Source organism: Achromobacter sp. ACM05, assembly GCF_019218915.1.
GTDB classification, from domain to species: domain Bacteria; phylum Pseudomonadota; class Gammaproteobacteria; order Burkholderiales; family Burkholderiaceae_B; genus Achromobacter; species Achromobacter animicus.
The window spans coordinates 198929-224008 of the sequence record NZ_JAHUWQ010000004.1 but is presented as its reverse complement, the minus strand read 5'-3'; the positions used below and the strand labels follow the sequence as shown (position 1 = coordinate 224008).

Annotated in this window: 22 protein-coding genes; 9 read left to right on the top strand and 13 right to left on the bottom strand. The window is 65.4% G+C overall.

What is annotated here, in order from left to right; translation table 11 throughout:
• The first annotated feature begins 78 nt into the window (after positions 1-78).
• Positions 79-1209, top strand: a complete 1131-nt coding sequence (gene dnaJ / locus KW836_RS23240; protein ID WP_175123159.1) for a molecular chaperone DnaJ — start codon at positions 79-81, stop codon at positions 1207-1209.
• Between the two features lie 135 nt (positions 1210-1344).
• On the opposite strand, the gene KW836_RS23235 is transcribed toward dnaJ, so the two are convergent.
• From KW836_RS23235 to KW836_RS23225, 3 genes are all read right to left on the bottom strand, one after another.
• The gene (locus KW836_RS23235) at positions 1345-1626 is read right to left on the bottom strand and encodes a DUF4148 domain-containing protein (RefSeq protein WP_218344903.1); all 282 of its coding nucleotides are present in this window, start codon (positions 1624-1626) and stop codon (positions 1345-1347) included.
• Between the two features lie 1068 nt (positions 1627-2694).
• The gene (locus KW836_RS23230; RefSeq protein WP_175137208.1) at positions 2695-3084 is read right to left on the bottom strand and encodes a DUF4148 domain-containing protein; all 390 of its coding nucleotides are present in this window, start codon (positions 3082-3084) and stop codon (positions 2695-2697) included.
• Positions 3085-3371: 287 nt separating this feature from the next.
• Entirely contained in the window at positions 3372-6119 is a 2748-nt protein-coding gene (locus tag KW836_RS23225) for a pitrilysin family protein (RefSeq protein WP_218344902.1), read from the bottom strand.
• Between the two features lie 117 nt (positions 6120-6236).
• Between KW836_RS23225 and KW836_RS23220 the strand changes: the two genes are divergently transcribed.
• From KW836_RS23220 to KW836_RS23210, 3 genes are all read left to right on the top strand, one after another.
• On the top strand, positions 6237-6836 hold the full coding sequence (locus KW836_RS23220; RefSeq protein ID WP_218344901.1) for a GNAT family N-acetyltransferase: 600 nt from the start codon (positions 6237-6239) through the stop codon (positions 6834-6836).
• A gap of 248 nt (positions 6837-7084) precedes the next feature.
• Positions 7085-7465, top strand: a complete 381-nt coding sequence (locus KW836_RS23215) for a hypothetical protein (protein WP_218344900.1) — start codon at positions 7085-7087, stop codon at positions 7463-7465.
• 101 nt (positions 7466-7566) lie between these two features.
• Positions 7567-8124, top strand: a complete 558-nt coding sequence (locus KW836_RS23210; protein WP_175123153.1) for a GNAT family N-acetyltransferase — start codon at positions 7567-7569, stop codon at positions 8122-8124.
• Between the two features lie 46 nt (positions 8125-8170).
• Here KW836_RS23210 and KW836_RS23205 read toward each other — a convergent pair whose 3' ends face one another.
• Together KW836_RS23205 and KW836_RS23200 are read right to left on the bottom strand one after the other, a co-directional pair.
• Entirely contained in the window at positions 8171-9343 is a 1173-nt protein-coding gene (locus KW836_RS23205; RefSeq protein WP_175184131.1) for a VWA domain-containing protein, read from the bottom strand.
• A gap of 25 nt (positions 9344-9368) precedes the next feature.
• A complete protein-coding gene (locus KW836_RS23200) occupies positions 9369-10250 on the bottom strand; it encodes a MoxR family ATPase (RefSeq protein ID WP_175123151.1) in 882 nt (293 codons plus the stop codon).
• Positions 10251-10425: 175 nt separating this feature from the next.
• Here KW836_RS23200 and KW836_RS23195 point away from each other — a divergent pair, with 175 nt between their 5' ends.
• Positions 10426-10779, top strand: a complete 354-nt coding sequence (locus KW836_RS23195; protein WP_056568700.1) for a cytochrome c — start codon at positions 10426-10428, stop codon at positions 10777-10779.
• A gap of 12 nt (positions 10780-10791) precedes the next feature.
• Positions 10792-11154 (top strand): cytochrome c, encoded by a 363-nt coding sequence (locus KW836_RS23190; RefSeq protein ID WP_175123150.1) that lies wholly within the window; start codon positions 10792-10794, stop codon positions 11152-11154.
• A 63-nt stretch (positions 11155-11217) separates the two neighbouring features.
• Here KW836_RS23190 and KW836_RS23185 read toward each other — a convergent pair whose 3' ends face one another.
• Entirely contained in the window at positions 11218-11643 is a 426-nt protein-coding gene (locus KW836_RS23185) for a DUF1841 family protein (RefSeq protein WP_056321316.1), read from the bottom strand.
• A gap of 205 nt (positions 11644-11848) precedes the next feature.
• On the opposite strand from KW836_RS23185, the gene icd reads away from it, so the two are divergent.
• The 3 genes from icd (at position 11849) to KW836_RS23170 (ending at position 16301) form a co-directional block, all read left to right on the top strand.
• Complete coding sequence (gene icd / locus KW836_RS23180; RefSeq protein ID WP_056568692.1) at positions 11849-13105, top strand: NADP-dependent isocitrate dehydrogenase; 1257 nt, start codon at positions 11849-11851, stop codon at positions 13103-13105.
• Between the two features lie 155 nt (positions 13106-13260).
• A complete protein-coding gene (locus KW836_RS23175; protein ID WP_218344899.1) occupies positions 13261-14532 on the top strand; it encodes an O-antigen ligase family protein in 1272 nt (423 codons plus the stop codon).
• Positions 14533-14744: 212 nt separating this feature from the next.
• Positions 14745-16301 (top strand): methyl-accepting chemotaxis protein, encoded by a 1557-nt coding sequence (locus KW836_RS23170; RefSeq protein WP_218344898.1) that lies wholly within the window; start codon positions 14745-14747, stop codon positions 16299-16301.
• On the opposite strand, the gene KW836_RS23165 is transcribed toward KW836_RS23170, so the two are convergent.
• The 7 genes from KW836_RS23165 to kdpB form a co-directional block, all read right to left on the bottom strand.
• Positions 16264-17163, bottom strand: a complete 900-nt coding sequence (locus KW836_RS23165; RefSeq protein ID WP_218344897.1) for a 4-hydroxy-tetrahydrodipicolinate synthase — start codon at positions 17161-17163, stop codon at positions 16264-16266. The two genes, KW836_RS23170 and KW836_RS23165, sit on opposite strands and share 38 nt — an antisense overlap.
• A 3-nt stretch (positions 17164-17166) precedes the next feature.
• The gene (locus KW836_RS23160) at positions 17167-17493 is read right to left on the bottom strand and encodes a hypothetical protein (RefSeq protein ID WP_255596152.1); all 327 of its coding nucleotides are present in this window, start codon (positions 17491-17493) and stop codon (positions 17167-17169) included.
• Between the two features lie 139 nt (positions 17494-17632).
• On the bottom strand, positions 17633-18394 hold the full coding sequence (locus tag KW836_RS23155) for a TorF family putative porin (RefSeq protein WP_218344896.1): 762 nt from the start codon (positions 18392-18394) through the stop codon (positions 17633-17635).
• Positions 18395-18554: 160 nt separating this feature from the next.
• Positions 18555-19247 (bottom strand): two-component system response regulator KdpE, encoded by a 693-nt coding sequence (gene kdpE, locus KW836_RS23150; protein WP_218344895.1) that lies wholly within the window; start codon positions 19245-19247, stop codon positions 18555-18557.
• Between the two features lie 9 nt (positions 19248-19256).
• The gene (locus KW836_RS23145; RefSeq protein WP_218344894.1) at positions 19257-22133 is read right to left on the bottom strand and encodes a sensor histidine kinase KdpD; all 2877 of its coding nucleotides are present in this window, start codon (positions 22131-22133) and stop codon (positions 19257-19259) included.
• A 51-nt stretch (positions 22134-22184) separates the two neighbouring features.
• Positions 22185-22793 (bottom strand): potassium-transporting ATPase subunit KdpC, encoded by a 609-nt coding sequence (kdpC, locus tag KW836_RS23140; protein WP_218344893.1) that lies wholly within the window; start codon positions 22791-22793, stop codon positions 22185-22187.
• Positions 22794-22833: 40 nt separating this feature from the next.
• The gene (kdpB, locus tag KW836_RS23135; protein WP_218344892.1) at positions 22834-25077 is read right to left on the bottom strand and encodes a potassium-transporting ATPase subunit KdpB; all 2244 of its coding nucleotides are present in this window, start codon (positions 25075-25077) and stop codon (positions 22834-22836) included.
• Between the last annotated feature and the right edge of the window lie 3 nt (positions 25078-25080).

The following is a 25080-nucleotide window of genomic DNA, read 5'->3' as shown; positions in this document are numbered from 1 at the left end:
GTAGCTGGAGAAATCCGCCTACCGGGCGTACTCATTCTGTAGCACTGAAAAGAAGGCTCGGTTTCGAGCCCACGGATCATGGCAAAACGCGACTATTACGAAATCCTGGGCGTGGCAAAAAACGCCTCGGACGACGATCTCAAGAAGGCCTATCGAAAGCTGGCCATGAAATACCATCCGGATCGTAATCCGGACAGCAAAGAAGCCGAAGAGAAGTTCAAGGAAGCCAAGGAAGCCTACGAGGTCCTGGGCGATGACCAAAAACGCGCCGCATACGACCGCTACGGTCATGCAGGCGTCGACCCCAACGCCGCCGGCATGGGTGGCGCGGGCATGGGCGGCGGTTTCGCCGACGCGTTCGGCGACATCTTCGGCGAGATCTTCGGCGGCGCCGGCGGCGGCCGTCGCGGCGGCGGACCCCAGGTCTACCGCGGCGCCGACCTCAAGTACGCGCTGGAAATCACCCTGGAACAAGCGGCAGCCGGTTTCGACACCGAAATCCGCGTCCCCAGCTGGGAAAACTGCGACACCTGCCACGGCTCCGGCGCCAAGCCCGGCACCTCGCCCAAGACCTGCCGCACCTGCGGCGGCTCGGGCGCCGTGCGTATGCAGCAGGGCTTCTTCAGCGTCCAGCAGACCTGCCCCACCTGCCACGGCAACGGCAAGGAAATCACCGACCCCTGCCAGGCCTGCGACGGCGTCGGCCGCATTCGCCGCAACAAGACCCTCCAGGTCAAGATTCCGGCCGGCATCGACGACGGCATGCGCATCCGCTCCAGCGGCAATGGCGAACCCGGCATCAACGGCGGTCCTCCGGGCGACCTGTATGTGGAAATCCACATCAAGCAGCACAAGATCTTCCAGCGCGACGGCGACGACCTGCACTGCGAACTGACCATCCCGTTCACCACGGCGGCACTGGGCGGCGAACTCCAGGTCCCCACGCTGGGCGGCAAGGCCGAGATCTCCATCCCCGAAGGCACGCAATCCGGCAAAACCTTCCGCCTGCGCGGCAAGGGCATTCGCGGCGTGCGCGGCAGCTACCCGGGCGACCTGTACTGCCACGTCGTGGTGGAAACGCCCGTGCGCCTGAGCGACGACCAAAAGAACATCCTGCGCCAATTCGAGGCTTCGCTGAACGACGGTGGCGATCGCCACTCGCCGCAAAGCAAGTCCTGGACGGACCGCGTCAAGGAATTCTTCAGCTGATCAGTCTTCAGCTGATCGCGCTGCCGCTCAGCGCAAAAAGCCGCGACGAGAGTCGCGGCTTTTTTTCGTTTGGTCGCCAACAATGCTTGGCGCGTCAGGGACAGTGCTGCGGGATCACGCAGAACCGCGAGCCCCTTAGCGGGTGCTCGGCGGGTAGTCGAGTTCGCCGAACGTGTACTCGCCGTTGGCCTTGGCGCGCTCAAGCTGGACGCGCACGTCCTGCTCGGTCAGGTTGGAGGTGCGGGGCTGTGCCGCCGGATAGTCCTGCTCGCCAAACGTGTATTGGCCGCTGACCTTGGCTTCCTGCAATTCGGCCGCCACCTGGGAACGGGACTTGGATTGTTCAACGCCAGCTGCGTGAGCGCCGGCGCCTGCCAGGGCCAGGGAAACAAATAGCGTCGTGGCCAGGATTTTCATGAGTGAGACCTCCAGATTGCTTTAAGTGAAACCGAGTCCGGCGGCCCATCGTCGTGGTCCATCTGATGATCTCGATGGCCAGATGCAGCACGCCAAATCCCGGCATGAACCCGAACGGCATGAAACCACCTTCCAAATTGGCGAGATATCGAAGGGCTTCTAAAAATTACGCATATGCGGGAATACGCAGTCCAGGAAGCCTTTGCCAGCATGCAATGCACAAGCCTGTATGCAGGTCCTATACCGAGCGCTCCACTAGGGGCGCAACGCAGCGTTGCCATAAGCTCTCCACCAACGCGCAACGCACACTTCTGCCCAGGGCTCTCCACCAACTCGCAACGCACACTTCTGCCCAGGGCTCTCCGCCAGCGGGCAACGCACACTTTTGCCCAGGGCTCCCCATCAGCGCGCAGCGCACCCCCGTTGACGCAACGCATCGCGTAAGCGTTGCAAGGCCGCCCGCGCGGCCGACGCAACGCGGGCCCCGCAAGATCCTCCACAGGCGAAAGCTCGTCGCAAAAACGCCAAGAAATCCGCCCGTCCCAGCGTCCGAGGCCGTTCGACACGGCGAGCCTGGTGTGGCCGCGGCACTCGGCGCGCGGGGCGTCGATAAGCCCAACGGAATCCGAAGGAACCGCCAAAGGCGGTGACGAGGATGAGGCAGGGGAAGTCCGGAGCGAAGGCTCCGGACCGCAATCGTGGCCCCGCGCGCCGAGTGCCGTGGCCGCGCCAGGCGCTAAAGAACCCCAACGGCAGCCCAGCAAAATCCCGACGAAAAAAAGAGACCGCGACAATCGCCACGGCCTCTTCGCTGCTACCACTGCAACTTCAACTGCGAACTGCAACTTCAACTTCAACTGCGAACTGCAACTTCAACTTCAACTGCGAACTGCAACTTCAACTGCTGACTGCACTTCAACTGCTGACCTCAACTTCAACTGCTGACTTCAACTTCAACTGCTGACTTCAACGACTACTGCTACTGCTACTTCAACCGCCGCTGTACACCGAAAATACCGGCCTCAGGCCATGATGCCACCCGAGGCCGGCCGGGCTACAGCAAGCAGCTCACCGGCTGATCGGCGGGTACTCGAGCTCGCCGAACGTGTATTGACCGCTGGCCTTCGCTTGCGCCAGTTCCTGCTGAACGTCGGCACGCGACTTTGCGCTGCTCGACGCTGCGACGACCGGCGGGTACTGCAATTCGCCGAACGTGTATTGACCGCTGACCTTGGCTTGCTGCAGCTCGGCTTGCACTTCCTGCGAGCTCAGGCTGGTCTTCTGGGGCAGGGCGGGCGGATAGTCCAGCTCGCCGAACGTGTACTGGCCGCTTGCCTTCGCTGCTTGCAGTTCCGTCGCCACTTGGGCGCTGCTCTTTGCTTGCTCGACGCCGGCGGCTTGTGCGCCGAAACCGGCCAGGGCCAGGGATAGGAAAAGGGTGGTTGCTAGGGTTTTCATGGTGAGACCTCCAATTCGTCGTAAAGAGGGACCGAATCCGGCGGCACTCCGTCGTGGTTCGTTTGCTGTTCCCGATGGACTGAATTGTGCGCGCCTTCCAACCTGGGATAAACCCTTAATCCCTGAAAACATCTTTCCAAATAACCGAGTAATAGATCAGAACGAAAGAATTGACCCCATGAATGGAATGGTCAAGCCCAATCCCAGAATCCTCAAACCGCAACAGCCCACCGACTATGCAAAAAAAACCCCTGCCGAGGCAGGGGCTTTCCCAAACATAGGCTGCATCAGGGTTTCTTGAAATCCCCCGCCAGCGCCGTGCTGAACCCGTCCGGACGCACGTACTTGCGCAGCGCCGCGTTCACCGTCTCCGGCGTCAAGGCGGAAATCTTCTTGTCCATTTCCGCAGACCACGCAAACGTACGGCCGCGCTCCAGGTAATCCAGCCACGTGCTTGCCAACACGTCGTCCTGCGCCCGAGCCAGATTCCGGTAGTTCAGCAGCGCCGTAATGCCCTCCGTGATTTCCTTCTCCGAGAAACCGTCCTTCAGCACTCGCGCCAGTTCCTCGTTGATCGCCTTCTCCAGCCGCTCGCGATTCTGCGGCGCGTAGATCGCGTAAATGCTCCAGCTTGCGGTCGGTTCAAACGCCGACACCGACAGCGAGCTGCGCACGTTATACGACAGGCCTTCCGTCTCGCGCACCCGGTTCCACAAGCGCGACGTTTCCGATGCACCGAACAGGTAATTGGCCAGGTACAGCGCCGGATAGTCCGCGTCCGTATCCTGCACCTTCAGCGGCATGCGCGACAGATAGAACGCGTTGGCCTTGTCCGGCGTATCGATGTCGAACTGCTTGGCCGGTACGTCGCGGTACGGGTTCGGCACGCGGGTGTAGGCCGGCGCCTTCTTCCATCCGGCCAGTCCCGTGCGCAGCGACTTTTCCACCGCTGCCGGCTCGAAATCGCCCACCGCCGAGAACTCGATATCGCCAGCGCCGTAGAACTTGGCGTGGAACGTTGCCAGCGCCTCGCGGTTCAGGCCGCGCACGCTAGCCAGCGACTCTTCGAACGTCGGCACATAACGCAGATCGTCCGCAGGCCACGGATTGTCGTGGCGCGCCAGCGCGCGGCCGGCCAGCGCCGACGGTTCCGTCATCGCATTCTGGATCGAGGTTTCAAGTTGGCGTTGATATTCCTCGACCTGCTCCTTCGGGAAGCTGGCGTTGCGGATGATCTCCAGCGCCAGCGCCGTCAACTCAGGCAGATTCTCGCCCTTGGTCGACATCGCCACCTTCAGTGTCGTGCCGCCGCCGGTAAAGCCAAGTTCAGCCTGCAGTTTGTCCAGACGGTCCTGGATATCCTGGCGCGACAGCTTGTCCGTGCCGCGCAACAGCAGGTCCGCCGCCGCGCTGGAATTGACACGCTGGCCCAGCAGGTCTTTTTCGTTGCCGAACTGGATCAGCATCTGCGCCTGCACACGGCTGCCGCGCGTCGCCTTGGGCAGCAGCGCCAGTTTCACCGGACCATTCGGCAGATCAAGCGTCGTGCGTTGCGTCAGCTTGTCGATGTTGGCCGGCGAGGGATCGAACGCCGACGCAGCCTTGAAGTCCGGATCGCCCTTGTAGTCCTTGAACACCGCGGTGAGGTCCACGCGTTCCGTCTGCGGCGCACGCACCGGCTTCTCGGTCGGAATGTAGCGGCCCTCGATGCGGTTGCTCTGCACCAGATAGGTCGTCGCGGCCTTTTGCACCTCGGCCAGCGTCGCCTTGCGCGCGCGGTCGCGTTGCAGGAAGAACAGGCGCCAGTCGCCCGCGGCGATCGCTTCGGACAGCGCCACGCCCACCTGCTCGGGATCGCTGTACGTCTGTTCCCACGACGTCAGCCACTTGCTGCGCGCGCGGTCCAGTTCCTGCTCCGTGAAGGGCTTCTTGTCGAGCGTCTCCAGCGTGCCCGTCATCGCCTTCATGGCGGCGTCCAGATCCTTGCCCGGCGTCAGTTGCGCGGCGAACATCGCCAGTCCCGGGTCCAGGTTTTCCATCGTGAAACCGAACACGCCCGAGGCCAGCTTGGTCGGCACCAGGGCATGGTACAGGCGGCCCGACGGGGTGTCCGCCAGGATCGTGGTCGCCAGGTCGAACGGCACGAAGTCCGCGCTGCCGCCGGCCGGGATGTGATACATCGCCGCGACCAGCGGGGTGCCGCCGGTGCGGCGCAGCGTCACCGAGCGCTCGCCGTCCTGCGTCGGTTCCACCGTGTATTCCGGCGGCAGCTTGCGGTCGGGCTTGGGCAGCTTGCCCAGCGTGGCTTCGATGTCCGCCAGCGTCGTCTGCGGGTCGAACTTGCCCGCCACGATCAGCACGGCGTTGTCCGGCTGGTAATACTCGTGATAGAAGGCGCGCAGCTGGCCGATATCCACGTTCTCGACGTCGGAACGCGCGCCGATCGTGTTCTTGCCGTAGCTGTGCCACTGGTAGGCGGCAGCCTGCATCTTCTGCATCAGGATGCGGAACGGGTTGTTCTCGCCGCTTTCCATCTCGTTGCGGACCACGGTCATTTCCGAGTCCAGGTCTTCCTTGGCGATCAGCGAATTGACCATCGCATCGGCCTGCCAGCCGAGGTACCACTTCAGCGTCTCGGGGTTGGCCGCGAAGCTGGCGAAGTAATTGGTGCGGTCGCTGGACGTCGAGCCATTGGCCTGCAATCCGCGGCGGGAGAACTCGCCCATCGCGTTGCGGGTGGTCGACGTGCCCTTGAACAGCATGTGCTCCAAGAGGTGCGCCATGCCCGTCTGGCCGTAGTTTTCGTTGCGCGAGCCCACCAGGTACGTCATGTTGACCGTGGTGGACGGCTTGGATTCGTCGGGTACCAGGAGCACCCGCAGGCCATTGGCCAGTCGGTATTCGGTGATGCCTTCGATCGAGGCGGCCTCCGTGACGCCGGCCGGCAGGCTGGCGGCTCCGGCCTGAAAGGCCAGGAAGGAGGAAAACAGCAGCACGCCTAGCGGGCGCGGCAGCTTCGACAGGGACAAGCGCATGGCGGACTATTCCTTTGGCATGGCAGAATCCGTTGGAGTGTATACGTTGGCAATGGTTCAGGCGGGCGGGAAGGGGCCTTCGCCGCCATCGCCGGCCGCCATGCTGAGGAAGTTGATATGTCCCTGAACATCGAAGTCGAAACGCCCCGCCTCGTGCTGCGGCAATGGCGCGCGGCGGACCGCAAGCCGTTCGCCGCCCTGAATGCCGACCCGCAGGTGACGCAGTTCCTGTTGCCGATGACGCCCCAGGAAAGCGATGCCCTGGCCGACAGGCTGGCCGCCGGCATTGACGAGCACGGCTGGGGCTTCTGGGCCGTGGAGGCGCCGGGCGTGGCGCCCTTCATCGGCTTCGTCGGCATCAAGCCGCTGGCGCCCACGCTGCCTTTTGCGCCTGGCGTGGAGATCGGCTGGCGTCTCGCGCAACCGTTCTGGGGACGGGGCTACGCCAGCGAAGCGGCTGATGCCGCATTGCGGGTCGGCTTTGAACAGGTGGGCGCGGAAGAAATCGTTGCCTTCACGGCGACGGACAACGTGCGCTCACGCGCCGTGATGGACCGTCTGGGCATGGCCGCCGAACCCGAATGCTTTGACCATCCGGCCGTGCCGGCGGGACACCCGCTGCGTGCACATGTGCTCTACCGGCTTGGACGTGAAGCATGGCGGCGGCGTCGGGAGGCGGGCGGCGCCAACGACGGCGCCATCTTTGCGGCGGCTTGATGCTCCGCCAAGCCGCGCCAGTGTTGATGTTGCGATGCAGCAGTTCAGCGCTCCCAGGCGATTTGAACCACTTCCCGTCGCGGGTGTAAGCTTTCAAGGACGCATTCACTGTTGCTGACGGGATGCGCGACGGCCGTCTTACCGGCTTCCCGTCCAACGCCAGACGCTGCCTCAGCGCGGCGCCGGTGCTTGTCGTTCGCGCCTTCGCCGCTGGCATCCTGCCGGCGCATTCTACGGAGGAACGACCCATGCTGACCGAAATCGTCACGCGTGCCTTGTCCCAGCTGACTGGCAGCGCCCTTAACGGCGATGGCATCAAAGGACAGTTTCAGTACGCTTATGCCAGTGATGACGGCCAATACGTGGCCATACTTACCCATGACATGACCACCTATGTGGTGGACCTGAGTACGCAGCGGTATTTCGCGGAGTGCGGTGGATCGCCTCGCGGATTTGCCGGCCATGTGCTTGAAATGGAGGGCGCCAGCGCGCGCTCCCATCCGTGGCCCGCCGCGCAAGATTTGTTCGACCTGGACATGGACGCCGACGAATTGTCGTGGCGGCAATGCCCCGGTTTGCGCCACATGAGTACAAGCGCGCATCGATCTGTGGAGAGCCGCGCCGCCTGAGAGTGGCCAGAAGCGGCAACGTTTCACTGAACCGGCGTCATCGCCGGTTTTTTTTCGTCCGCTTGATACCGGCAGGCGGCGCCATCGCTAAAATTCCCGCCATGAAAACGCCCGCCGAATTCCGCGCCCCGCAGGGCGCCACGCTGGTTGACTGCACGCACGAGCGCCACGCCGACCAGATCCTGGCCATCTTCAATGACGCCATTGCGACATCCACTGCGCTGTACGACTACAAGCCGCGGCCGCGCGAAGCGATGGACGGATGGTTCAAGACCAAGCAGCAAGGCGGCTTCCCCGTCGTGGGGCTTGAGAATGCGGACGGCGAGTTGATGGCGTTTGCCAGCTACGGCACGTTCCGCGCGTTTCCCGCCTTCAAGTATTCGGTTGAGCATTCCGTGTACGTGGACGGGCGCTTTCGTGGCCGCGGTCTGGGCGAAGCCATGATGGCCATCCTGATCGAGCGAGCGCGCGCCAATGGCGTGCACGTGCTGGTCGGTGGCATCGACGCCTCGAACCAGGGCAGCATCCGCCTGCATGAAAAGCTGGGGTTTGTACATGCCGGCACGATCCGCCAGGCCGGCTTCAAGTTTGGACGCTGGCTCGATCTGGCGTTCTATCAGTTGACGCTGGACACGCCCGACAACCCCGTCGACGGCTGACAGCGCCAACCGCGGCGGCAGCATCGCCGCCGCGACGGCGCAACTTTTACTTCGACAGCACCCGCATCGCCTGCTCCAGGCCGGCGACCGTCACGGGATACATGCGGTCCTGCATGATGTCGCGCATCAGCGCAATGGATTGGCGGTACTGCCAGGACGCCGTGGGCTCGGGATTCAGCCAGACCGACTTGGGCCACGCGTCCAGCAGCCGGCGCATCCATTCGGCGCCCGGTTCCTTGTTGTAGTGCTCGACCGAACCCCCCGGCTGCAGAATTTCGTATGGGCTCATCGTGGCGTCGCCCACGATGATCAGGCGCCAGTCCGGGTTGTACTTGCGCAGCACGTCCCAGGTGTCGAAGCGCTCGTTCTGGCGGCGGCGGTTGCTTTGCCACAGGCTTTCGTACGGGCAGTTGTGGAAGTAATAGACCTCAAGGTTGCGGAACTCGCTGCGTGCCGCCGAGAACAGTTCCTCGACCCGGCCGATGTGGTCGTCCATGCTGCCGCCCACGTCCAGCAGCATCAGCACCTTCACCGTGTTGTGGCGCTCCGGGATCATGCGCAGGTCCAGATGCCCTGCGTTGCGCGCCGTGCTGGCGATGGTGTCGTCCAGGTCCAGTTCCAGTTCGGCGCCCTGGCGCGCGAAGCGGCGCAGGCGGCGCAGCGCCACCTTGAAATTGCGCGTGCCCAGTTCGACCTGGTCGTCGTAGTCCTTGAACTGGCGCATGTCCCAGACCTTGACCGCCGTGCGGTTGCCGGCCGATGCGCCGCCCACGCGGATGCCTTCGGGGTGATAGCCGCCGTTGCCGAACGGCGAGGTGCCGCCCGTTCCGATCCACTTGCTGCCGCCGGCGTGGCGTTCCTTCTGCTCGTCCAGGCGCTCCTTGAAGAGCTCCATCAGCTTGTCCCAGCCGTGCTTTTCGATGGCGGCCTTTTCTTCGGGCGACAGGCTTTTCTCGAACTGCTTGATCAGCCAGTCGAGCGGGATGTCCTTGCCCGCGGGCAGCGCGGCTTCGATGCCGCGGTAATACGCGCCGAAGGCCTTGTCGTAGCGGTCGTAGAGGGACTCGTCCTTGACCAGCGTGGCGCGCGCCAGGAAGTAGAACTCGTCCAGCGTGGGCGACATCAGGTCCTGGCGCAGCGCGTCCACCAGCGTCAGGTATTCGTTGACCGAGACGGGCAGCTTGTGCGCCCGGAGGTGATAGAAGAAGTCGATCAGCATGTGCGGGCCGCCCGTGGATGCCGGATCAGCGGCGTTGGCCGCCGCGCGTCATGGCCGCCAGGCGTTCGAGCAGATGCACGTCCTGCTCGTTCTTGAGCAGCGCGCCGGCCATCAGCGGCACGGCGGTGGCCGTGTGCGCGTCGATCTGCGCGGCCGTGACGTCTTCGGCCAGCAAGAGGCGCAGCCAATCCAGGAGTTCGGACGTGGACGGCTTTTTCTTCAGCCCGGGCGCATCGCGCAGCGAGAAGAACGTGTCCAGCGCGGCGCGCAGCACGTCCTGCTTCAGGTCCGGATAGTGGACGGCCACGATGTCGCGCATCGTCTCGCGGTCCGGGAAGCGGATGTAGTGAAAGAAGCAGCGGCGCAGGAATGCGTCTGGCAGATCCTTTTCGTTGTTGGACGTGATGATGACGAGCGGACGGTGGCGCGCGGCGATGGTCTCGCGCGTTTCGTACACATGGAATTCCATGCGGTCCAGCTCGCGCAGAAGATCATTGGGGAACTCGATGTCGGCCTTGTCGATCTCGTCGATCAGCAGCACCACCGGCTCGTGCGACTGGAACGCCTGCCACAGCGTGCCCTGCACGATGTAGTTGCGGATGTCGCGGACTTTTTCGTCGCCAAGCTGCGAATCGCGCAGGCGCGACACGGCGTCGTATTCGTACAGACCCTGATGCGCCTTGGTGGTGGACTTGATGTGCCATTGCAGCAGCGGCCGGCCCAGCGCGCGGGCCACTTCCTCGGCCAGCATCGTCTTGCCGGTGCCGGGTTCGCCCTTGATGAGCAGCGGGCGCTGCAAGGTAAGGGCGGCGTTCACGGCGAGCTTGAGGTCATCGGTGGCGACGTAGCTGTCGGTGCCATCGAAGCGGACTGGCTTGGCGGATGAGGCGGTCTGGGCTGCGGACATGGTCTGATGGCTTCTGTGGTTTGATTGGGATCAACACTAACGCAAGGTATTAATCCTGAGCAATTATCGTACAATCAGGCGGTTTTGCTTTGGGTTCCACCCGCAACGTGTTTGCAGAGGGCCTTTTCGTGTGAGCAGGCCCTAGTCCTTAGCCATACCAAGAAGAGTCATTCCAATGAAGTTGCGAACCTCTCTGAAGTACACGGTTTCCGTGTTGGCCACGATGGCATCCTGTGCGATCGCCGGCCAGGCTGTTGCTGCAGACGCAGCGCCGGTCGGTAATGTCCAGAATGCCCGCGACAAGGTTTCGATGTGCATCGGTTGCCATGGCATCCCTGGCTACAAGGCATCGTTTCCCGAGCTTTACCACGTTCCGATGATTGCTGGCCAAAACGCCAAGTACATCGAAACCGCCCTCAACGAGTACAAGAAAGGCGCGCGCAGCCATCCCACGATGGACGCCGTTGCCGGCAGCCTGTCCGATCAGGACATTGCCGACTTGGCCGCGTACTACTCGAATCTCAAATAAGGGGGCAAAATCATGAACCGCACCATGCTTGCCCTTGCGGGCGCGACCCTGGCCATCTGGGGCTCTGCCGCCCAGGCGCAGGATCTGGCGGCCGGCAAGGCCGTCTTCGAGAAATTCAACTGCGCCTCGTGCCACGGCGCCGACGCCAAGACGGCGGTGGATCCGGCGTATCCGACGCTGGCCGGGCAGCACGCCGACTACCTGGCGCATGCGCTGAAGGCCTACAAGCGGGGCGCCTCCGGCAGCGCCGCCACGGCCAACGTGCGCAAGAACCCCATCATGGGCGCCTTCGCCACGCAGTTGTCCGACCAGGACATCTCCAACGTGTCGGCGTGGCTGGCCACGCTGCCCAGCGATCTGGGTGTGCGCCGCTAGGACGCAACGCTTTTCGGTCGATGTGAATGAAAAACCCTCGCTAGCGAGGGTTTTTTCGTTGGGTCAGAGGCTGGCGCGGCGGCGGATCAGGTCGATGTAGGTGTCGCTGTCCAGCGGCGTGCCCAGGCGCTGCGCTTCCCAGACCACCTGCCCCAGGCATTCCATGATTTCGTGCGCGGCGTGATGCGCGTCCGAACGTGCGGTGAGCTGCTGGTAGGCCTGGCGAATGCCCGGCGGATGGTCGATTGACAATTGTTCCGCGATGGCCAGGTGCATGGACAGGTGCAGGAACGGATTCGTGCGGCCTTTTTCCACCGCGTATTCCGCCGTCATGGCGTCCGGGCTTTCGAGGTCCGCATGGTATTCGGGATGCTCGATGATCCAGTCCAGCGCAATCGCCTCCAGCGGGGTCAGCACCTCGTTGGCGCGATGTTTGCGCCAGGTTTCAATAAAGAATTCGCGGACTTGGTCGCGGGAGGGATTGAACATTCGGGAGGGGGCCAAAAGCAGGATGTGGGCGCTTTATTTTACCGCCCCGCGCGGACCGCCGGTTTCGCCCGGCGCTTTGCGATATAGAATGGGTTGCTATCCGCCATCCGGTGTGCGGTTCGCAGGAGGCGGTATAACCCGCGGAATCGGACGCTGTCCGATCCTGGCGCGTGCAAGAAAACCACCCGGAGCAAATGGAGCATTCATGTCCTACCAACATATCAAGGTTCCCGCCGGCGGCCAGAAAATTGCGGTCAACGCCGATTTTTCGCTGAATGTGCCTGACCAGCCCATCATCCCCTTCATCGAAGGCGACGGCACGGGCGCCGACATCACCCCCGTCATGATCAAGGTCGTCGACGCGGCGGTGCAGAAGGCCTACGGCGGCAAGCGCAAGATCCATTGGATGGAAGTCTATGCCGGCGAAAAGGCCACCAAGGTCTACGGTCCTGACGTGTGGCTGCCCGACGAAACCCTGGAAGTCGTCAAAGACTACGTGGTTTCCATCAAGGGCCCGCTGACTACCCCGGTCGGCGGCGGCATCCGGTCGCTGAACGTGGCGCTGCGCCAGCAGCTTGACCTGTACGTCTGCCTGCGCCCCGTGGCGTACTTCAAGGGCGTGCCGTCCCCGGTGCGCGAACCCGAAAAGACCAACATGGTGATCTTCCGCGAGAACTCGGAAGACATCTACGCCGGCATTGAATACATGGCCGAAAGCGAGCAGGCCAAGGAGCTGATCCAGTTCCTGCAGACCAAGCTCGGCGTCAAGAAGATCCGTTTCCCGAACACCTCGTCCATCGGCATCAAGCCGGTGTCGCGCGAAGGCACCGAGCGCCTGGTGCGCAAGGCCGCGCAGTACGTCATCGACAACGACCGCACGTCGCTGACGCTGGTGCACAAGGGCAACATCATGAAGTTCACCGAAGGCGGCTTCCGCGATTGGGGCTATGAGCTCCTGCAGAAGGAATTCGGCGCGCAGCTGATCGACGGCGGCCCGTGGTGCAAGTTCAAGAATCCCAAGACCGGCCGCGAGATCATCGTCAAGGATGTGATCGCCGATGCGTTCCTGCAGCAGATCCTGCTGCGGCCGGCCGAATACGACGTCATCGCCACGCTGAACCTGAACGGCGACTACATCTCCGACGCGCTGGCCGCGCAGGTGGGCGGCATCGGCATCGCGCCGGGCGCCAACATGTCCGACTCGGTAGCCATGTTTGAAGCCACCCACGGCACGGCACCCAAGTACGCGGGCAAGGACTACGTGAATCCCGGTTCCGAGATCCTGTCGGCGGAAATGATGCTGCGTCACATGGGCTGGACCGAAGCCGCGGATCTCATCATTTCCAGCATGGAAAAGTCGATCCAGTCCAAGAAGGTCACGTACGACTTTGCCCGTCTGCTGGAAGGGGCGACGCAGGTGTCGTGCTCGGGCTTTGGCCAGGTGATGATCGAGAACATGTAAGCCTCGGCCGGGGCTTCTCGCCAGGCTGCCGCTGTGCGCTTGGGGTCCCATCTCGAGTTTGAGCAAAACCCGCCCGCCGTCATGGCGGGCGGGTTTTGTCTAACCACCCGCATCATGCGTATTGCGTGTGCATTGTTCTTTTCAGGTTGATTGTTGTGCCCCGAATGTATGTAAATCTGGTCGCCTGGCTGGTGTTGCTCATGCCCGCCCTGGCGCTGACCAGTCCCGTTGGCGGTCCCGCCGTGCTGTACCTGAGTGCATTGATCGCGCTGACGGCCATTGCCGTCAATGCGGTGAAGCGCTACGAGCCCATGGATTTCCGGGCGCTTTGGCCCATGGCGTTGGCGCTGCTGTCCCCGCTCGTCTGTATGCTGATCACGTCTTCCGTGAAAAGCGTGTGGAGCAATTCCGAACTCGAAAAGCTGCTGCGCTTTGCATTGGCCCTGCCCGTGTTGTGGCTGCTGCTGCGCGCGCCGCAGCGGCTGCTGCGCCATATCGAATGGACCGTATTGGCCGGCGCGCTTGCCGGCTCCATCCTGCTGATCACGATGATGCTTACGGGCGGCCGAGGCGCGGTGGTCGAGGTTGGAGGACGCTATAACGCCGTGGCCTTTGCGAACATGGTGCTGCTGTTCGGGGGAATGACCTTGCTGTCGCTCGGCTGGGGCCCCGGATCGCGCTGGCCGCGACTGGAGACCGGCCTGAAGGTCCTGGCCGCGGCGCTGGCCGTGTGCGCGACCTGGATGTCCGAAACCCGCAGCAGCTGGATGCTGCTGCCCATTCTGGGACTCGTCTTCCTGCTGGGCCTGCGCAACTGGCGGCGGCGCCACAAGGTGTACTGTGCACTGGCCGTGAGCGTGGCGCTGGTCGTCAGCGCGGCGGCCATCTGGACGTTCAGCAGCCGCATGCAGGAGATCACCCACGACGTGCAAGGGTTCGCCACCTCGGCCAACCGTGACACGTCCTTCGGCATCCGGTTGCAACTGTGGCATGCCGCAATCCTGATGTTTGAAAAAAGCCCGGTCGTGGGCATTGGTCCCAGCAAGTTCCGCGACGAGCTGCGTGTGCTGCAAGGGCAGGGCATCGTGACGCAGGAAGTCGTCGACGGTTTCGGCGAGCCGCACAACGACCTGCTGGCGGCGCTGGCGGGGTACGGCGTGCTCGGCCTACTGAGCATGCTGACGCTGTATCTGCTGCCGGCAGCCATTTTCTTCCGGCGTTTGGCCAGTGATGACCGCGTGATCCGCGTGGGCGCCCAGATGGGCCTTCTGTTCTGCCTGAGCTATTGCGCCTTCAGCCTGACCGAGATGATGTTCCGCAATATGCGCAGCGTGCCCACTTACGCGCTGATCACGGTGACGTTGATTGCGCTGACGACGGCGCGTCCGGTGCGCAGGGTTCCCCCGGCGTCCCAGTCCGTGGCTTGAATTCGCGCGGGCCAGTCCCGAAACCGGCTTCCATAAGAAACGCAAGGCGTGACGCGCCTTGCGTTTTTTTTATCGGACTTGAGCTAGATCAAAGTGACTAGTCAAATCGAATTCAAACGAAGTTTGAAAGGGTATGCTCGACGGCCAAATTACATAAAACGTCACATCCGGCTAGATATTGTTTCTAATTGGTGGCGTGTCAAAGAGAGTCGATGAGTACTTCCAGCTTGCGTAGGGAACTGTTGTGGTTCGTGTTTGCCATTGGCGCCGCCGTCCTGGCGCTTGGCGTGTGGGACGCCTGGCAGCGCCGTGCCGAGATGGTGGAGGACCGCAAGACGGAGCTTCGCCATGTCCTGGATATGGCCGCGGGCATCGTCCGCGGCGGCAAGCAGCGCGTTCAGGAAGGTGTGCCGCTGGCCGACGCCAAGCGCGACGTGGCCCGCCAACTGTCGCAATTGCGGTACGGCGGGGACGGTTATGTGGGCGCGTTTGGCGACGACTACGATCTGCTGGTGCATCCCGACGCGAAGCTGGTGGGCACCAACGTGCGCGCTACGCGCGACAGCCAGGGGCAGCCGCTGTTTGAAAACCTTTACGCGCAGGGCAAGGCGGGCGGTGGCTATGTGCGCTACCTGTTTCCGCGCCCCGGTTCCGAGGACCCGTTGCCCAAGCTGACCTACGCGGCCTACGACGCGGAATGGGGCTGGCTGATGTTCACAGGCCTGTACGTGGACGACGTCGATGCAGCGTTCTACGGCACGCTGTGGCGGCAGGGCAGCGTGACGCTGGTGCTGCTTGCGCTGGTGCTGACGGCGGCGCTGCGCTTTTTCAGCACACACATCCTGCGGCCGTTAAACGAGGCAGTGGCCGTGTGCGAGCGCGTGGCCAATGGCGACCTGTCCAGCGGCATCTCGCGTCATCACCGGGGCGAGATCGGCCGCCTGTTCGACGCAATGGCGCGAATGCAACAGCGGCTGGACGCGGCGGTGCGCAGCATCGTGCATTCCACGGCGTCCATTGCGGCCGCATCGCGCCAGATTGCCGCGGGCAGCGTGGACCTGTCCGACCGCACCGAAAAGCAGGCCGCCGCGTTGGAACAGACCGCGGCCAGCGTGGAGGAAATCACCGCCACTGCCCGCCAAAGCGCCGAGCACGTGCGTGAGGTCAGCGCGCTGGCCGGCGAAGCCGCACGGCTGGCGCGGCAGGGCAGCGACGAGACGCAGCATGCGATCGACGCGATGCGCGAGATCTCGCAAAGTTCGCAGCGCATCGACGAGATCATCGGCCTGATCGACGTGATCGCGTTCCAGACCAACATCCTGGCATTGAACGCCGCCGTCGAAGCCGCACGGGCGGGCGAACAGGGGCGCGGTTTTGCGGTGGTGGCCGGCGAAGTGCGGGCGCTGGCGCAGCGGTCCGCCACCGCCGCCAAGGAGATCAAGTCGCTGATCGAAGCGTCGGCCGACTCGGTGGCGCGCGGCAGCCAGCGGGTGGAACAGGCGAGCGCCACGATGGGAAGCGTGCTGGAATCGGCAGCCACCAGCGCGCCGCTGATGAGCGAGATCGCCACGGCGTCCGGCGAACAGAGCGCGGGCATCGAGCAGATCAACCAGACCGTGACGCATCTGGACGAAGCGACCCAGCAGAACGCTGCGCTGGTAGAGGAGTTTGCGGCGTCTGCCGCCGCCCTGCACGGTCAGGCGGGGGATCTGGCCCGCGCCGTGTCGATCTTCAGGCTGTCTGCAGCCGCTCAGCCGATGCCGGGATAAGGCTCATAGCCCGCCGCAGTTTCGCGCCCAGGTCGCGGCTGGCGGGCATCATCGGCATGCGCAGCTCGTCGGCGATGAGGCCCTGCATGGCCAGCGCGCGCTTGACCGGCGCGGGATTGGGCTCGCTGAACAGCAACCGGATCAGGGGGCGCAATGGGTCGAAGCAGTCGCGCGCGGCCTCGTCGTGGCCGGCTTGTGCAAGCAGCATCATCTCGACGAAGCGCTCCGGAAACAGGTGCGCGGCGGCTGGAATCGCGCCGCGCCCGCCCGCCAGGAAGTGATCCAGCAAGGCCAGGTCCTCGCCGCAAAGGGCATTGAGGCGGCCCCGCGCATTCAAGGCGCCCAGCACGGCGGGATTGCATTCCTTGACTGCCCCGAAATTGGGCAGCGCCGCCAGCGCTTCCATGGTTTCGACCGTCATGGCGACACCTGCGCGCTTGGGGATGTTGTACAGGATGATGGGCCGCTCGGTGGCCCACGCGATCTGCCGGTAATGCCACAGGATGCCGGCCTGGGATGGCCCCAGATAGTACGGCGGGGGAACCAGGTAGCCGGCGGGTGCGTAGCGGTCCAGTCGTCGCACCGCGGCGGCCACGCCCCGAGTATCGACGCCGCCCACGCCCAGCACCAGCGGCAGCGCATGCGCGTCGCTGGCGATGGCTTCGATCATGTCGGTCTTCTCGGGCATGCTGAGCAGGTTTCCCTCGCCGGTGGAGCCGAAGAGGACCAGGCCGGCGATGCCGGCGTTGCGGTAGTAGCGGGCCAGCGCCTGCGCGGCGTCCAGGTCCACGTGGCCGCCGCGCATGGGCGTCACCATCGGCAGCCACAGGCCTTCGAATGCGGGTTTGGCAAGGGTGTCCATGGCTCATCGCTCCGTGAGGGCGGCGGCCGGGCGCGCCGGACCGAATTCAGCGCAGGGCAGGCCGCGCATGATCGCGGCCATCATGGCGTCCAGTTCGCCGCGTTCGCATTGCAGTTCGAGCGTGCTTTGGGCGTGCGCATGGTCGACCGACAGCAGGTAGACCCCGATGCGATCGCCCAGTGCGCGGTGCAAGGCCAGCCGCACGTTCAAGGCGTCCAGCGTATCGATGCGCACGGTCAGCGCGATCAGGCTGCATTGCGGCTGCGGCGCGGGCTGGGCAGCTAGGGCGGCGTCGAGGGTGGCCTGGTGGCGGTGCGATCGGGGAATCATGGCGGTGTGGGGGCGGGGCTGAAGACGGCGACCCGCGAATCCGGTGGTTGACGACGATTCCACTATAGGAATGCCGCCGTAAATCCTGCCGATAAATGCGGGGGCGCCGTATAAAAACGGCGTCAACGGCCGCGGCGTTTCAGAACGTCTTGGTCACCGACAGGAGGCCCGTGGCGCGGCCCATGTCACGGCCGCGCGTGTTGGTGTAGACAGCGCGGTCGGCGTTGGTGTCCAGATAGGCCAGCGAGACCGACAGCCCCTGCCCGAAGTCCTTGGTCACGCCCAGCTTCCAATCCGTGCAGGAGCCGTTGTCCACATTGCGCACGATCTGGCGGCCCGCATGAACGTTGACGACGAGCCCCCAGACGCCGGTATCGAAGTTGCCCGACAGGTCGAAGTATTGGCTGTACTTGCTGTCGGCAAAGCCGAACAGGTTGGTCAGCGCAAGGGAGTACTTGAACATCACCGGGCCGTAGCCGATGCCGGCGTAGAGTTCGGTGGTGTCGGGGCTGGTGTAGCCGGACGGATAGTCGCCCGGGTAGTAGTACTGCAGCACGCCCAGGTCGACGGGCACGTTGTCCGTGAGGTTGCCCTTGTAGCCGCCGTAGAAGTCCATCTCGACGGGCGCGGACACGTCGCTGTTGCTGTCGTTCAGCCAACTGATGCTGGAGTTCCAGTTGCCCAGGTAGAAGCCGCTCGCGTGCGTGAGGTCGAAGCCGCCCTGGATGGCGGGCTGGTTGTTCGTCTGCATGAGGCCGCGATAGCGGTACTGGCTGGCGAGCGTGACGTTGGCCGTCAGCGAGTACGGCGATGCGGAATCGGCGGCGCTGGGGGCGTCGGCGGCCTGTGCCGCGGGAATGAGGGAAAGCAGCGCCAGCGCGGCGAGGGTGTTGCGGGGCATGTGAAGCCTCCTGGTGTTGAGCGGACCGCAACAATAGGAGGATCGGCATAAAGCGCGAGACAAGACTCGCGCCCTGCGCGTAAAGCGCGTATCAAAAAGCGGGTTTCAAAAAGTGGGCTTTGAAATGGCGTCTATCGAAGCCGGCGTTGAATGCGTCTGCTCAGCCCGCGAAGCGATAGCCCACGCCGATCTCCGTCAGCAGGAACACAGGTTGCGCCGGGTCGGCTTCGAGCTTCTGGCGCAGATGGCCCATGTAGATCCGCAGGTAGTGATTGCTTTCGACGTGGGACGGGCCCCACACCTGCCGCAGCAGCTCTCGGTGAGTCATGACCTTGCCGCGATGAGCCAGCAGCGCGGCGAGCAGGCGGTATTCCATGGCGGTCAGGTGCACGTGCTGGCCAGCGCGTTCGACCACGCGCCGCGAGAAGTCCACGCGCACGTCGCCAAACACGATCTCAGCCGCATTGCCCGCGCCGCCGCGGCCATGCCGGCGCAGCAGCACGCGCAGGCGCGCCAGCAGTTCGCTCACGCCGAAAGGCTTGGCCAGATAATCGTCGGCGCCCGCGTCCAGCGCCGCCACCTTGTCGGCCTCGGCACTGCGCGCGGACAGCACCAGCACCGGCACCTCGGTCCAGCCGCGCAACTCGCGGATCAGGGTCATGCCGTCGTCGTCGGGCAGGCCAAGGTCGAGCACGATCGCGTCCGGCTGGCGGGTGCCGGCCTCGATCAGGCCGCGCTTGACTGTGTCGGCCTCGTGCACCACGCAGCCTTCGCTTTCCAGCGCCTGGCGGACAAACCGCCGGATGTTGGCGTCGTCTTCGATGATGAGGACTATGGGCTGAAAATCGAACATGACGCGGACTCAGGCGCTTTCGGGTTGGATTGAGGGCGGGGCGCCCAGCGGCAGGCTGAAGACGAACTGCGCGCCGCTGGCCTGGCCCGGCGCGTGTTCGACCCAGATGCGGCCGTGATGGGCGGCGACGATGGCTTCGCATACGGCCAGGCCCAGGCCGACGCCGGGCGTGGCGGACTCGCGTTCGCCCCGCGTGAATTTTTCGAAGATGCGGCGCTCGGCGCCCGGCGCGACGCCCGGACCGTTGTCGGTGATGGCCACGCGCATTTCGGCATGGTGCGGCACAGTCGTGTGCGGTACGGCCGTGTGCGTTGCAGCCGCGTGCGCCTCGGCCTCGTGCATCCCGGCCTTGCGTATCCCGTCTTCATGCACGTAGGCATGGATGCGCAACGTGCTGCCGGCCGGCGTGTACTTGGCCGCATTTTCCAGCAGGTTGCACAGCACGCGTTCGATCAGCACGCCGTCGCACTCCACCAGCGGCAGCGCCGACAGGGGCGAAACGTCGACCTTGCGGCCCGCCAGCGGTTCGCGCATGGCCGCCAGCGCGGCGCCGACCAGCTCCTCGATGGATTGCCACTCCATACGCAGCGGCGCGTCGCGGCTTTGCAGCCGCGCCATGTCCAGCAGGTTGACGACCAGCGCATGCATGCGCTGCGCCTGATCGCGCATGGCGCGCACGGTGTCCTGCACGCCGTCGGGCAGCGCGTGCTGCTGGCGCATCAGCGTATCGGTCATGCCGACCAGGCTGGTCAGCGGCGTGCGCAGGTCGTGCGACACCGCGGCAAGCAGTGAGTTGCGCAGCTTTTCGGATTCCATGCTGACCACGGCCTGCTGCGCGACTTCCACGTAATGCAGGCGTTCCAGCGCAATGGCGATCAGCGTGGCGTAGGCCTCGACCTGGCGGCGCGTGTCGGGATTCGCGTAGAGGCTGCGGCGGGGGGCATCCAGCACCAGCACGCCGCGCGTGCGCATGGGCGCCTTGAGCGGCAGGTACAGCAACGCGCTGTTTGACAGGGTGGCGGTGCCCGCGCCTGCAGGCTGGCCGTGGTCGTACACCCACTGCGCCAGCGCCGATTCCGGAGCGGTCGTGTCGCCGCTTTCGGGCGAGGCGAGTTTCAAGCGGTCGTCCAGGCCCAGGATGTAAAGCGAGCAGCGCGCGCCGAACGTGGCATGCACGAACGAGCCGGCGAGCGCGACGATCTGCTCGGGCAGCAGGGCGGACGACAGTTCGCGCGCGAATTCGTACAGGCTGCGCGCATCGGCCTCGCGCTTGACCGAGGCCTGCGCCTGCAGCCGCAGGCCGGCGGTAAGTTGGCCGATCAGCAGCCCCACGCCCAGCAGCACGCCGAAGGTCAGCAGATACTGCACGTCAGACACGGCGAACGACGACAGCGGCTGCACGAAGAAAAAGTCGAACAGTCCCACGCTGACGACGGACGCCAGCGCGGCGGGCCCGCGCCCGTGGCGCAGCGCCACTGCGGCCACCGCCAGCAGAAAGAGCATGACGATGTTGGTCTGGTGCAGCGTCGGGAACGCAAGCGCCGACAGCGCCGTGGCCACCGCGCAATAGCACAGCGCCCACGCATAGCCTGCAAGCGGCCGCGCCCCGCGTTCGTCATCGGACGGGCGGGCGCGGCGTCCCAGCGTGAACGGGTCGCGTCCGGGCGGCGCCTGCGCGGGCAGGGGTGGCGCGCCCAGCCGGATGATGTCGATCTCCGGGCAGCCGGCGGCCAGCATGTCGGCAAAGCTGTGGCGCCGCCACAGCCATCCCGGCGACATGACGGCGGTAAGCAGCGCGGTCAGCGACAGTCGCAACCGCTGCCAGCCGCCCGCGCGGGTCCGGCCCACGATCGCCTTGGTGATGTTGTGGCGGCGCACGTAGCGGACGACGGCATCGACCATGTCGCCACCCGCCAGCGTCTCGGTGCGCGCGCCCAGCGCGTCGGCCAGCGCCAGGCTGTGCTGCAGCCGCTCGACGTCGGCCGCCGCGGGCGGCGCGGCGCGCGGCGTGTCGATGGTGACGACGTGCAGATCGCAATCGAGCTGCTGGCTCATGCGATGGGCGCTGCGGATCACGTAGTCGGCGTCGGTATCGGACCCGACGCAGGCGACGATGGCTTCGCGCGTGCGCCACACCGAATCTATGGCGCGGTCGCGGCGATAGGCCTGCACGTCGTCGTCCACGTGCTCGGCGGTGCGGCGCAGCGCCAGTTCGCGCAGCGCGATCAGATTGCCCTTGCGAAAGAAATTGCGGGCCGCGTGGCGCGCCTGTTCGGGAAGGTAGACCTTGCCTTCCTTCAGGCGGCGCAGCAGTTCGTCGGCCGACAGGTCGACCAGCATGACCTCATCGGCCGCGTCGAACACGTCGTCGGGCACCGTTTCCCAGACGCGCACGCCGGTGATGCTGCCGACGGCCTCGTTCAGGCTGTCCAGATGCTGCACGTTCAGCGTCGTCCAGACGTCGATGCCGGCCGCCAGCAGTTCCTGGATGTCCTGCCAGCGCTTGGCGTGGCGCGAACCCGGCGCGTTGGAATGGGCCAGCTCGTCGACCAGCACGAGCGCGGGGCGGCGCAGCAGGGCGCCGTCCAGGTCGAACTCTTTGAGGGTGTGACCGCGGTAGGCCACGTCCTTGAGCGGCAGGACCGGCAGGCCGTCGAGCAGCGTCGCGGTCTCGCGGCGGCCGTGGGTTTCGACGATGCCGGCGAGCACGTCCATGCCCTGCGCCGCCTGCGCGCGCGCCGCGGCCAGCATGGCGTAGGTCTTGCCCACGCCGGCCGACGACCCGAAGTACACGCGCAGCTTGCCGCGCACCGCCTGGCGCTCGGCGGCGTCCAGGGTCTTCAATAGCGCGTCCGGATCGGGACGCTCGCCAGCGATGTCAGCCATGAACGCGCAAGGGAGGGGAGGAAACGGCTGGCAATACTATACGCCGCCGCATCAGCGCGCCACGCGCAGCTTGTCCAGCGCCAGGTTCAGCGTCAGCACGTTGACCGCGGGGTCGCCCAGCACGCCCAGCGACGGGGCGGCGGTGTGCGCCCGGATCAGCGCATCGACCTCGCCACGCGGCAGGTTGCGGGCGCGCGCCACGCGGTCGGCCTGGTACGCCGCGGCCGCCGGACTGATGTGCGGATCCAGCCCGCTGCCCGATGCGGTGATCAGGTCGACCGGAACGGGCGCGGCATTGTCCGGGTCTGCCGCTTTCAGGGCCGCGATGCGCGCTTCGATGGCCTCGGCCAGCGCGGGGTTGCGCGGGCCGAGATTCGAGCCGCCGGAAGCCGCCGCGTTGTACGGCATGGGCGTGGTGGCCGAGGGGCGGCCCCAGAAGTATTGCGGCGAGGTGAACGATTGGCCGATCCATTCCGAACCGATCACCTTGCCGTCCTGCTCGATCAGCGAACCGGCGGCCTGGTGGGGAAACACGGCGGACGCGATGCCGGTGGTCAGGAAGGGATACGCCAGGCCGGTGATGAGCGACAGCGCGGCGAAGAGGGTCAGCGCGGGGCGCAGGATGCCGCCTTGGCGCGGCGTGGAGGTTGCTGAGTTCATGAGGATTTCCTTTGCGTAGGGGCTTGATCGCGGGCGGGCATCACACCCAGCCCAGCGCGGCCAGCACCATGTCGACCAGCTTGATGCCGGCAAACGGCACCAGGAGGCCGCCCAGGCCGTAGATGAGCAGGTTGCGGCGCAGCAGCACCGAGGCGCCCAGCGGGCGGTACCGCACGCCCTTCAGGGCCAGCGGGATCAGCACCACGATGATCAACGCGTTGAAGATCACGGCCGACAGGATGGCCGAGGACGGCGTGGCCAGCCCCATGATGTTCAGCACGTCGAGTTGCGGATACACCGTGGCGAACGCGGCGGGGATGATGGCGAAGTATTTGGCGACGTCGTTGGCTACGCTGAACGTGGTCAGCGCGCCGCGGGTCATCAGCATCTGCTTGCCGATCTCGACGATCTCGATGAGCTTGGTCGGGTTGGAATCCAGGTCCACCATGTTGCCGGCTTCCTTGGCGGCCTGCGTGCCGGAGTTCATCGCCACCGCCACGTCGGCCTGCGCCAGCGCGGGTGCGTCGTTGGTGCCGTCGCCGGTCATTGCGACCAGACGGCCTTCCGACTGGTAGTTGCGGATGAGCTTGAGCTTGGCCTCGGGCGTGGCTTCGGCCAGGAAGTCATCGACGCCCGCTTCGGCCGCGATGGAGGCGGCGGTCAGCTTGTTGTCGCCGGTGATCATCACCGTCTTGATGCCCATGCGGCGCAGCTCGGCAAAGCGCGACTGGATGCCGGGCTTGACGATGTCCTTGAGCTCGACGACGCCCAGCGCGCGGTTGCCGTCGCTGACCATCAGCGGCGTGCTGCCGCGGCGCGCCACGTCTTCGGCCAGGCGCAGGGCCTCGGCCGGCACGGTGGCGCCCTGCGCGACCAGCCAGGCCTGGATCGCGTCGACCGCGCCCTTGCGGATCTTGCGTTCGCCCAGGTCGACGCCGCTCATGCGGGACTGCGCGGTGAACGGCACGAACTCAACGCCGGTCATGCGCGGGGCCGGCGCATGGATGGCCTTGTCCGCCAACGCCACGATGCTGCGGCCTTCCGGCGTCTCGTCGGCCAACGACGCAAGGCGCGCGGCGTCCGCCAGTTCGCGCGCGGACACGCCGGGCGCGGGCAGGAAGGTGGAGGCCTGGCGGTGGCCGAAGGTGATGGTGCCGGTCTTGTCCAGCAGCAGCACGTCGACGTCGCCGGCCGCTTCGACGGCGCGGCCCGAGGTGGCGATCACGTTGGCGCTCATCATGCGGCTCATGCCCGCCACGCCGATGGCGGACAGGAGGCCGCCGATGGTGGTGGGGATCAGGCAGACCAGTAGCGCGACCAGCACGGTCACCGTGACCGCCGCGCCGCCGCCGGCTGCCGAGACGGCATACAGCGAGAAGGGCATCAGCGTGACGACGACCAGCAGGAAGACCACGGTCAGACCCACCAGCAGAATAGTCAGCGCCAGCTCGTTGGGCGTCTTCTGGCGCTTGGCGCCTTCGACCATCGAGATCATCCGATCCAGGAAGCTCTCGCCAGGATCGGCCGCGATGCGCACGAAGATCCAGTCCGACAGCACGCGCGTGCCGCCGGTGACGGACGAGAAATCGCCGCCCGACTCGCGGATGACGGGCGCGGACTCGCCCGTGATGGCGCTTTCGTCGACCGAGGCCACGCCAGCGATGACCTGGCCGTCGCCGGGCACCGTGTCGCCGGCTTCGACCAGGACGACGTCGCCGCGGCGCAGCAGGCCTGACGGTTGGCTGACCGCCTGGCCGCGCCATTGCGCGGGGTCGGCATCAGCCGCATCGGCGTCGCGAAAGCCTTGGAGCAGGCGCGCGTCGATGGTGGTGCGCAGGCCGCGCAGCGTGGCCGCCTGCTGCTTGCCGCGGCCTTCGGCCAGCGCCTCGGCAAAGTTGGCGAACAGCACGGTGAACCAAAGCCACACGGTGATACCCAGGATGAATCCCGGCGGCGCTTCGGCCTGCCCGCGCAGGGCCATGATCCACAGCACGGTGGTGAGCAGGCTGCCCACGTAGACCACGAACATCACGGGGTTCTTGAGCTGCGCGGCGGGCGACAGCTTGCGCAGGCTGTCGACGATGGCGGGGCCGACCAGTGCGCGGGACCACATGCCGAAGGCGGGCGCCGCCTCGGGTCCGGCTGCGACGGGGCGGGCCGCGCCAGGCCGGGCCGCGTCAGGCCGGGCCGCGTCAGGCTGAGCCGTGACAGGCTGCGCGCCCGCAGCGGGCGCCCGGGCCACGCTGCCGCCCGAGCTGGTTGTTTCCATTTCAATCTTGGCCATGTT

What these genes read in the sequence shown, in the direction of transcription:
- KW836_RS23215 (WP_218344900.1), top strand. Translation starts at nt 7,085, where the DNA reads ATGCTGACCGAAATCGTCACGCGTGCCTTGTCCCAGCTGACTGGCAGC.
- KW836_RS23235 (WP_218344903.1), bottom strand. Translation starts at nt 1,626, where the DNA reads ATGAAAATCCTGGCCACGACGCTATTTGTTTCCCTGGCCCTGGCAGGC.
- dnaJ (WP_175123159.1), top strand. Translation starts at nt 79, where the DNA reads ATGGCAAAACGCGACTATTACGAAATCCTGGGCGTGGCAAAAAACGCC.
- icd (WP_056568692.1), top strand. Translation starts at nt 11,849, where the DNA reads ATGTCCTACCAACATATCAAGGTTCCCGCCGGCGGCCAGAAAATTGCG.
- KW836_RS23170 (WP_218344898.1), top strand. Translation starts at nt 14,745, where the DNA reads ATGAGTACTTCCAGCTTGCGTAGGGAACTGTTGTGGTTCGTGTTTGCC.
- KW836_RS23185 (WP_056321316.1), bottom strand. Translation starts at nt 11,643, where the DNA reads ATGTTCAATCCCTCCCGCGACCAAGTCCGCGAATTCTTTATTGAAACC.
- KW836_RS23160 (WP_255596152.1), bottom strand. Translation starts at nt 17,493, where the DNA reads ATGATTCCCCGATCGCACCGCCACCAGGCCACCCTCGACGCCGCCCTA.
- KW836_RS23225 (WP_218344902.1), bottom strand. Translation starts at nt 6,119, where the DNA reads ATGCGCTTGTCCCTGTCGAAGCTGCCGCGCCCGCTAGGCGTGCTGCTG.
- KW836_RS23145 (WP_218344894.1), bottom strand. Translation starts at nt 22,133, where the DNA reads ATGGCTGACATCGCTGGCGAGCGTCCCGATCCGGACGCGCTATTGAAG.
- KW836_RS23165 (WP_218344897.1), bottom strand. Translation starts at nt 17,163, where the DNA reads ATGGACACCCTTGCCAAACCCGCATTCGAAGGCCTGTGGCTGCCGATG.
- kdpC (WP_218344893.1), bottom strand. Translation starts at nt 22,793, where the DNA reads ATGAACTCAGCAACCTCCACGCCGCGCCAAGGCGGCATCCTGCGCCCC.
- KW836_RS23205 (WP_175184131.1), bottom strand. Translation starts at nt 9,343, where the DNA reads ATGCTGATCGACTTCTTCTATCACCTCCGGGCGCACAAGCTGCCCGTC.
- KW836_RS23155 (WP_218344896.1), bottom strand. Translation starts at nt 18,394, where the DNA reads ATGCCCCGCAACACCCTCGCCGCGCTGGCGCTGCTTTCCCTCATTCCC.
- KW836_RS23190 (WP_175123150.1), top strand. Translation starts at nt 10,792, where the DNA reads ATGAACCGCACCATGCTTGCCCTTGCGGGCGCGACCCTGGCCATCTGG.
- kdpB (WP_218344892.1), bottom strand. Translation starts at nt 25,077, where the DNA reads ATGGCCAAGATTGAAATGGAAACAACCAGCTCGGGCGGCAGCGTGGCC.
- KW836_RS23195 (WP_056568700.1), top strand. Translation starts at nt 10,426, where the DNA reads ATGAAGTTGCGAACCTCTCTGAAGTACACGGTTTCCGTGTTGGCCACG.
- KW836_RS23210 (WP_175123153.1), top strand. Translation starts at nt 7,567, where the DNA reads ATGAAAACGCCCGCCGAATTCCGCGCCCCGCAGGGCGCCACGCTGGTT.
- KW836_RS23230 (WP_175137208.1), bottom strand. Translation starts at nt 3,084, where the DNA reads ATGAAAACCCTAGCAACCACCCTTTTCCTATCCCTGGCCCTGGCCGGT.
- kdpE (WP_218344895.1), bottom strand. Translation starts at nt 19,247, where the DNA reads ATGTTCGATTTTCAGCCCATAGTCCTCATCATCGAAGACGACGCCAAC.
- KW836_RS23200 (WP_175123151.1), bottom strand. Translation starts at nt 10,250, where the DNA reads ATGTCCGCAGCCCAGACCGCCTCATCCGCCAAGCCAGTCCGCTTCGAT.
- KW836_RS23220 (WP_218344901.1), top strand. Translation starts at nt 6,237, where the DNA reads ATGTCCCTGAACATCGAAGTCGAAACGCCCCGCCTCGTGCTGCGGCAA.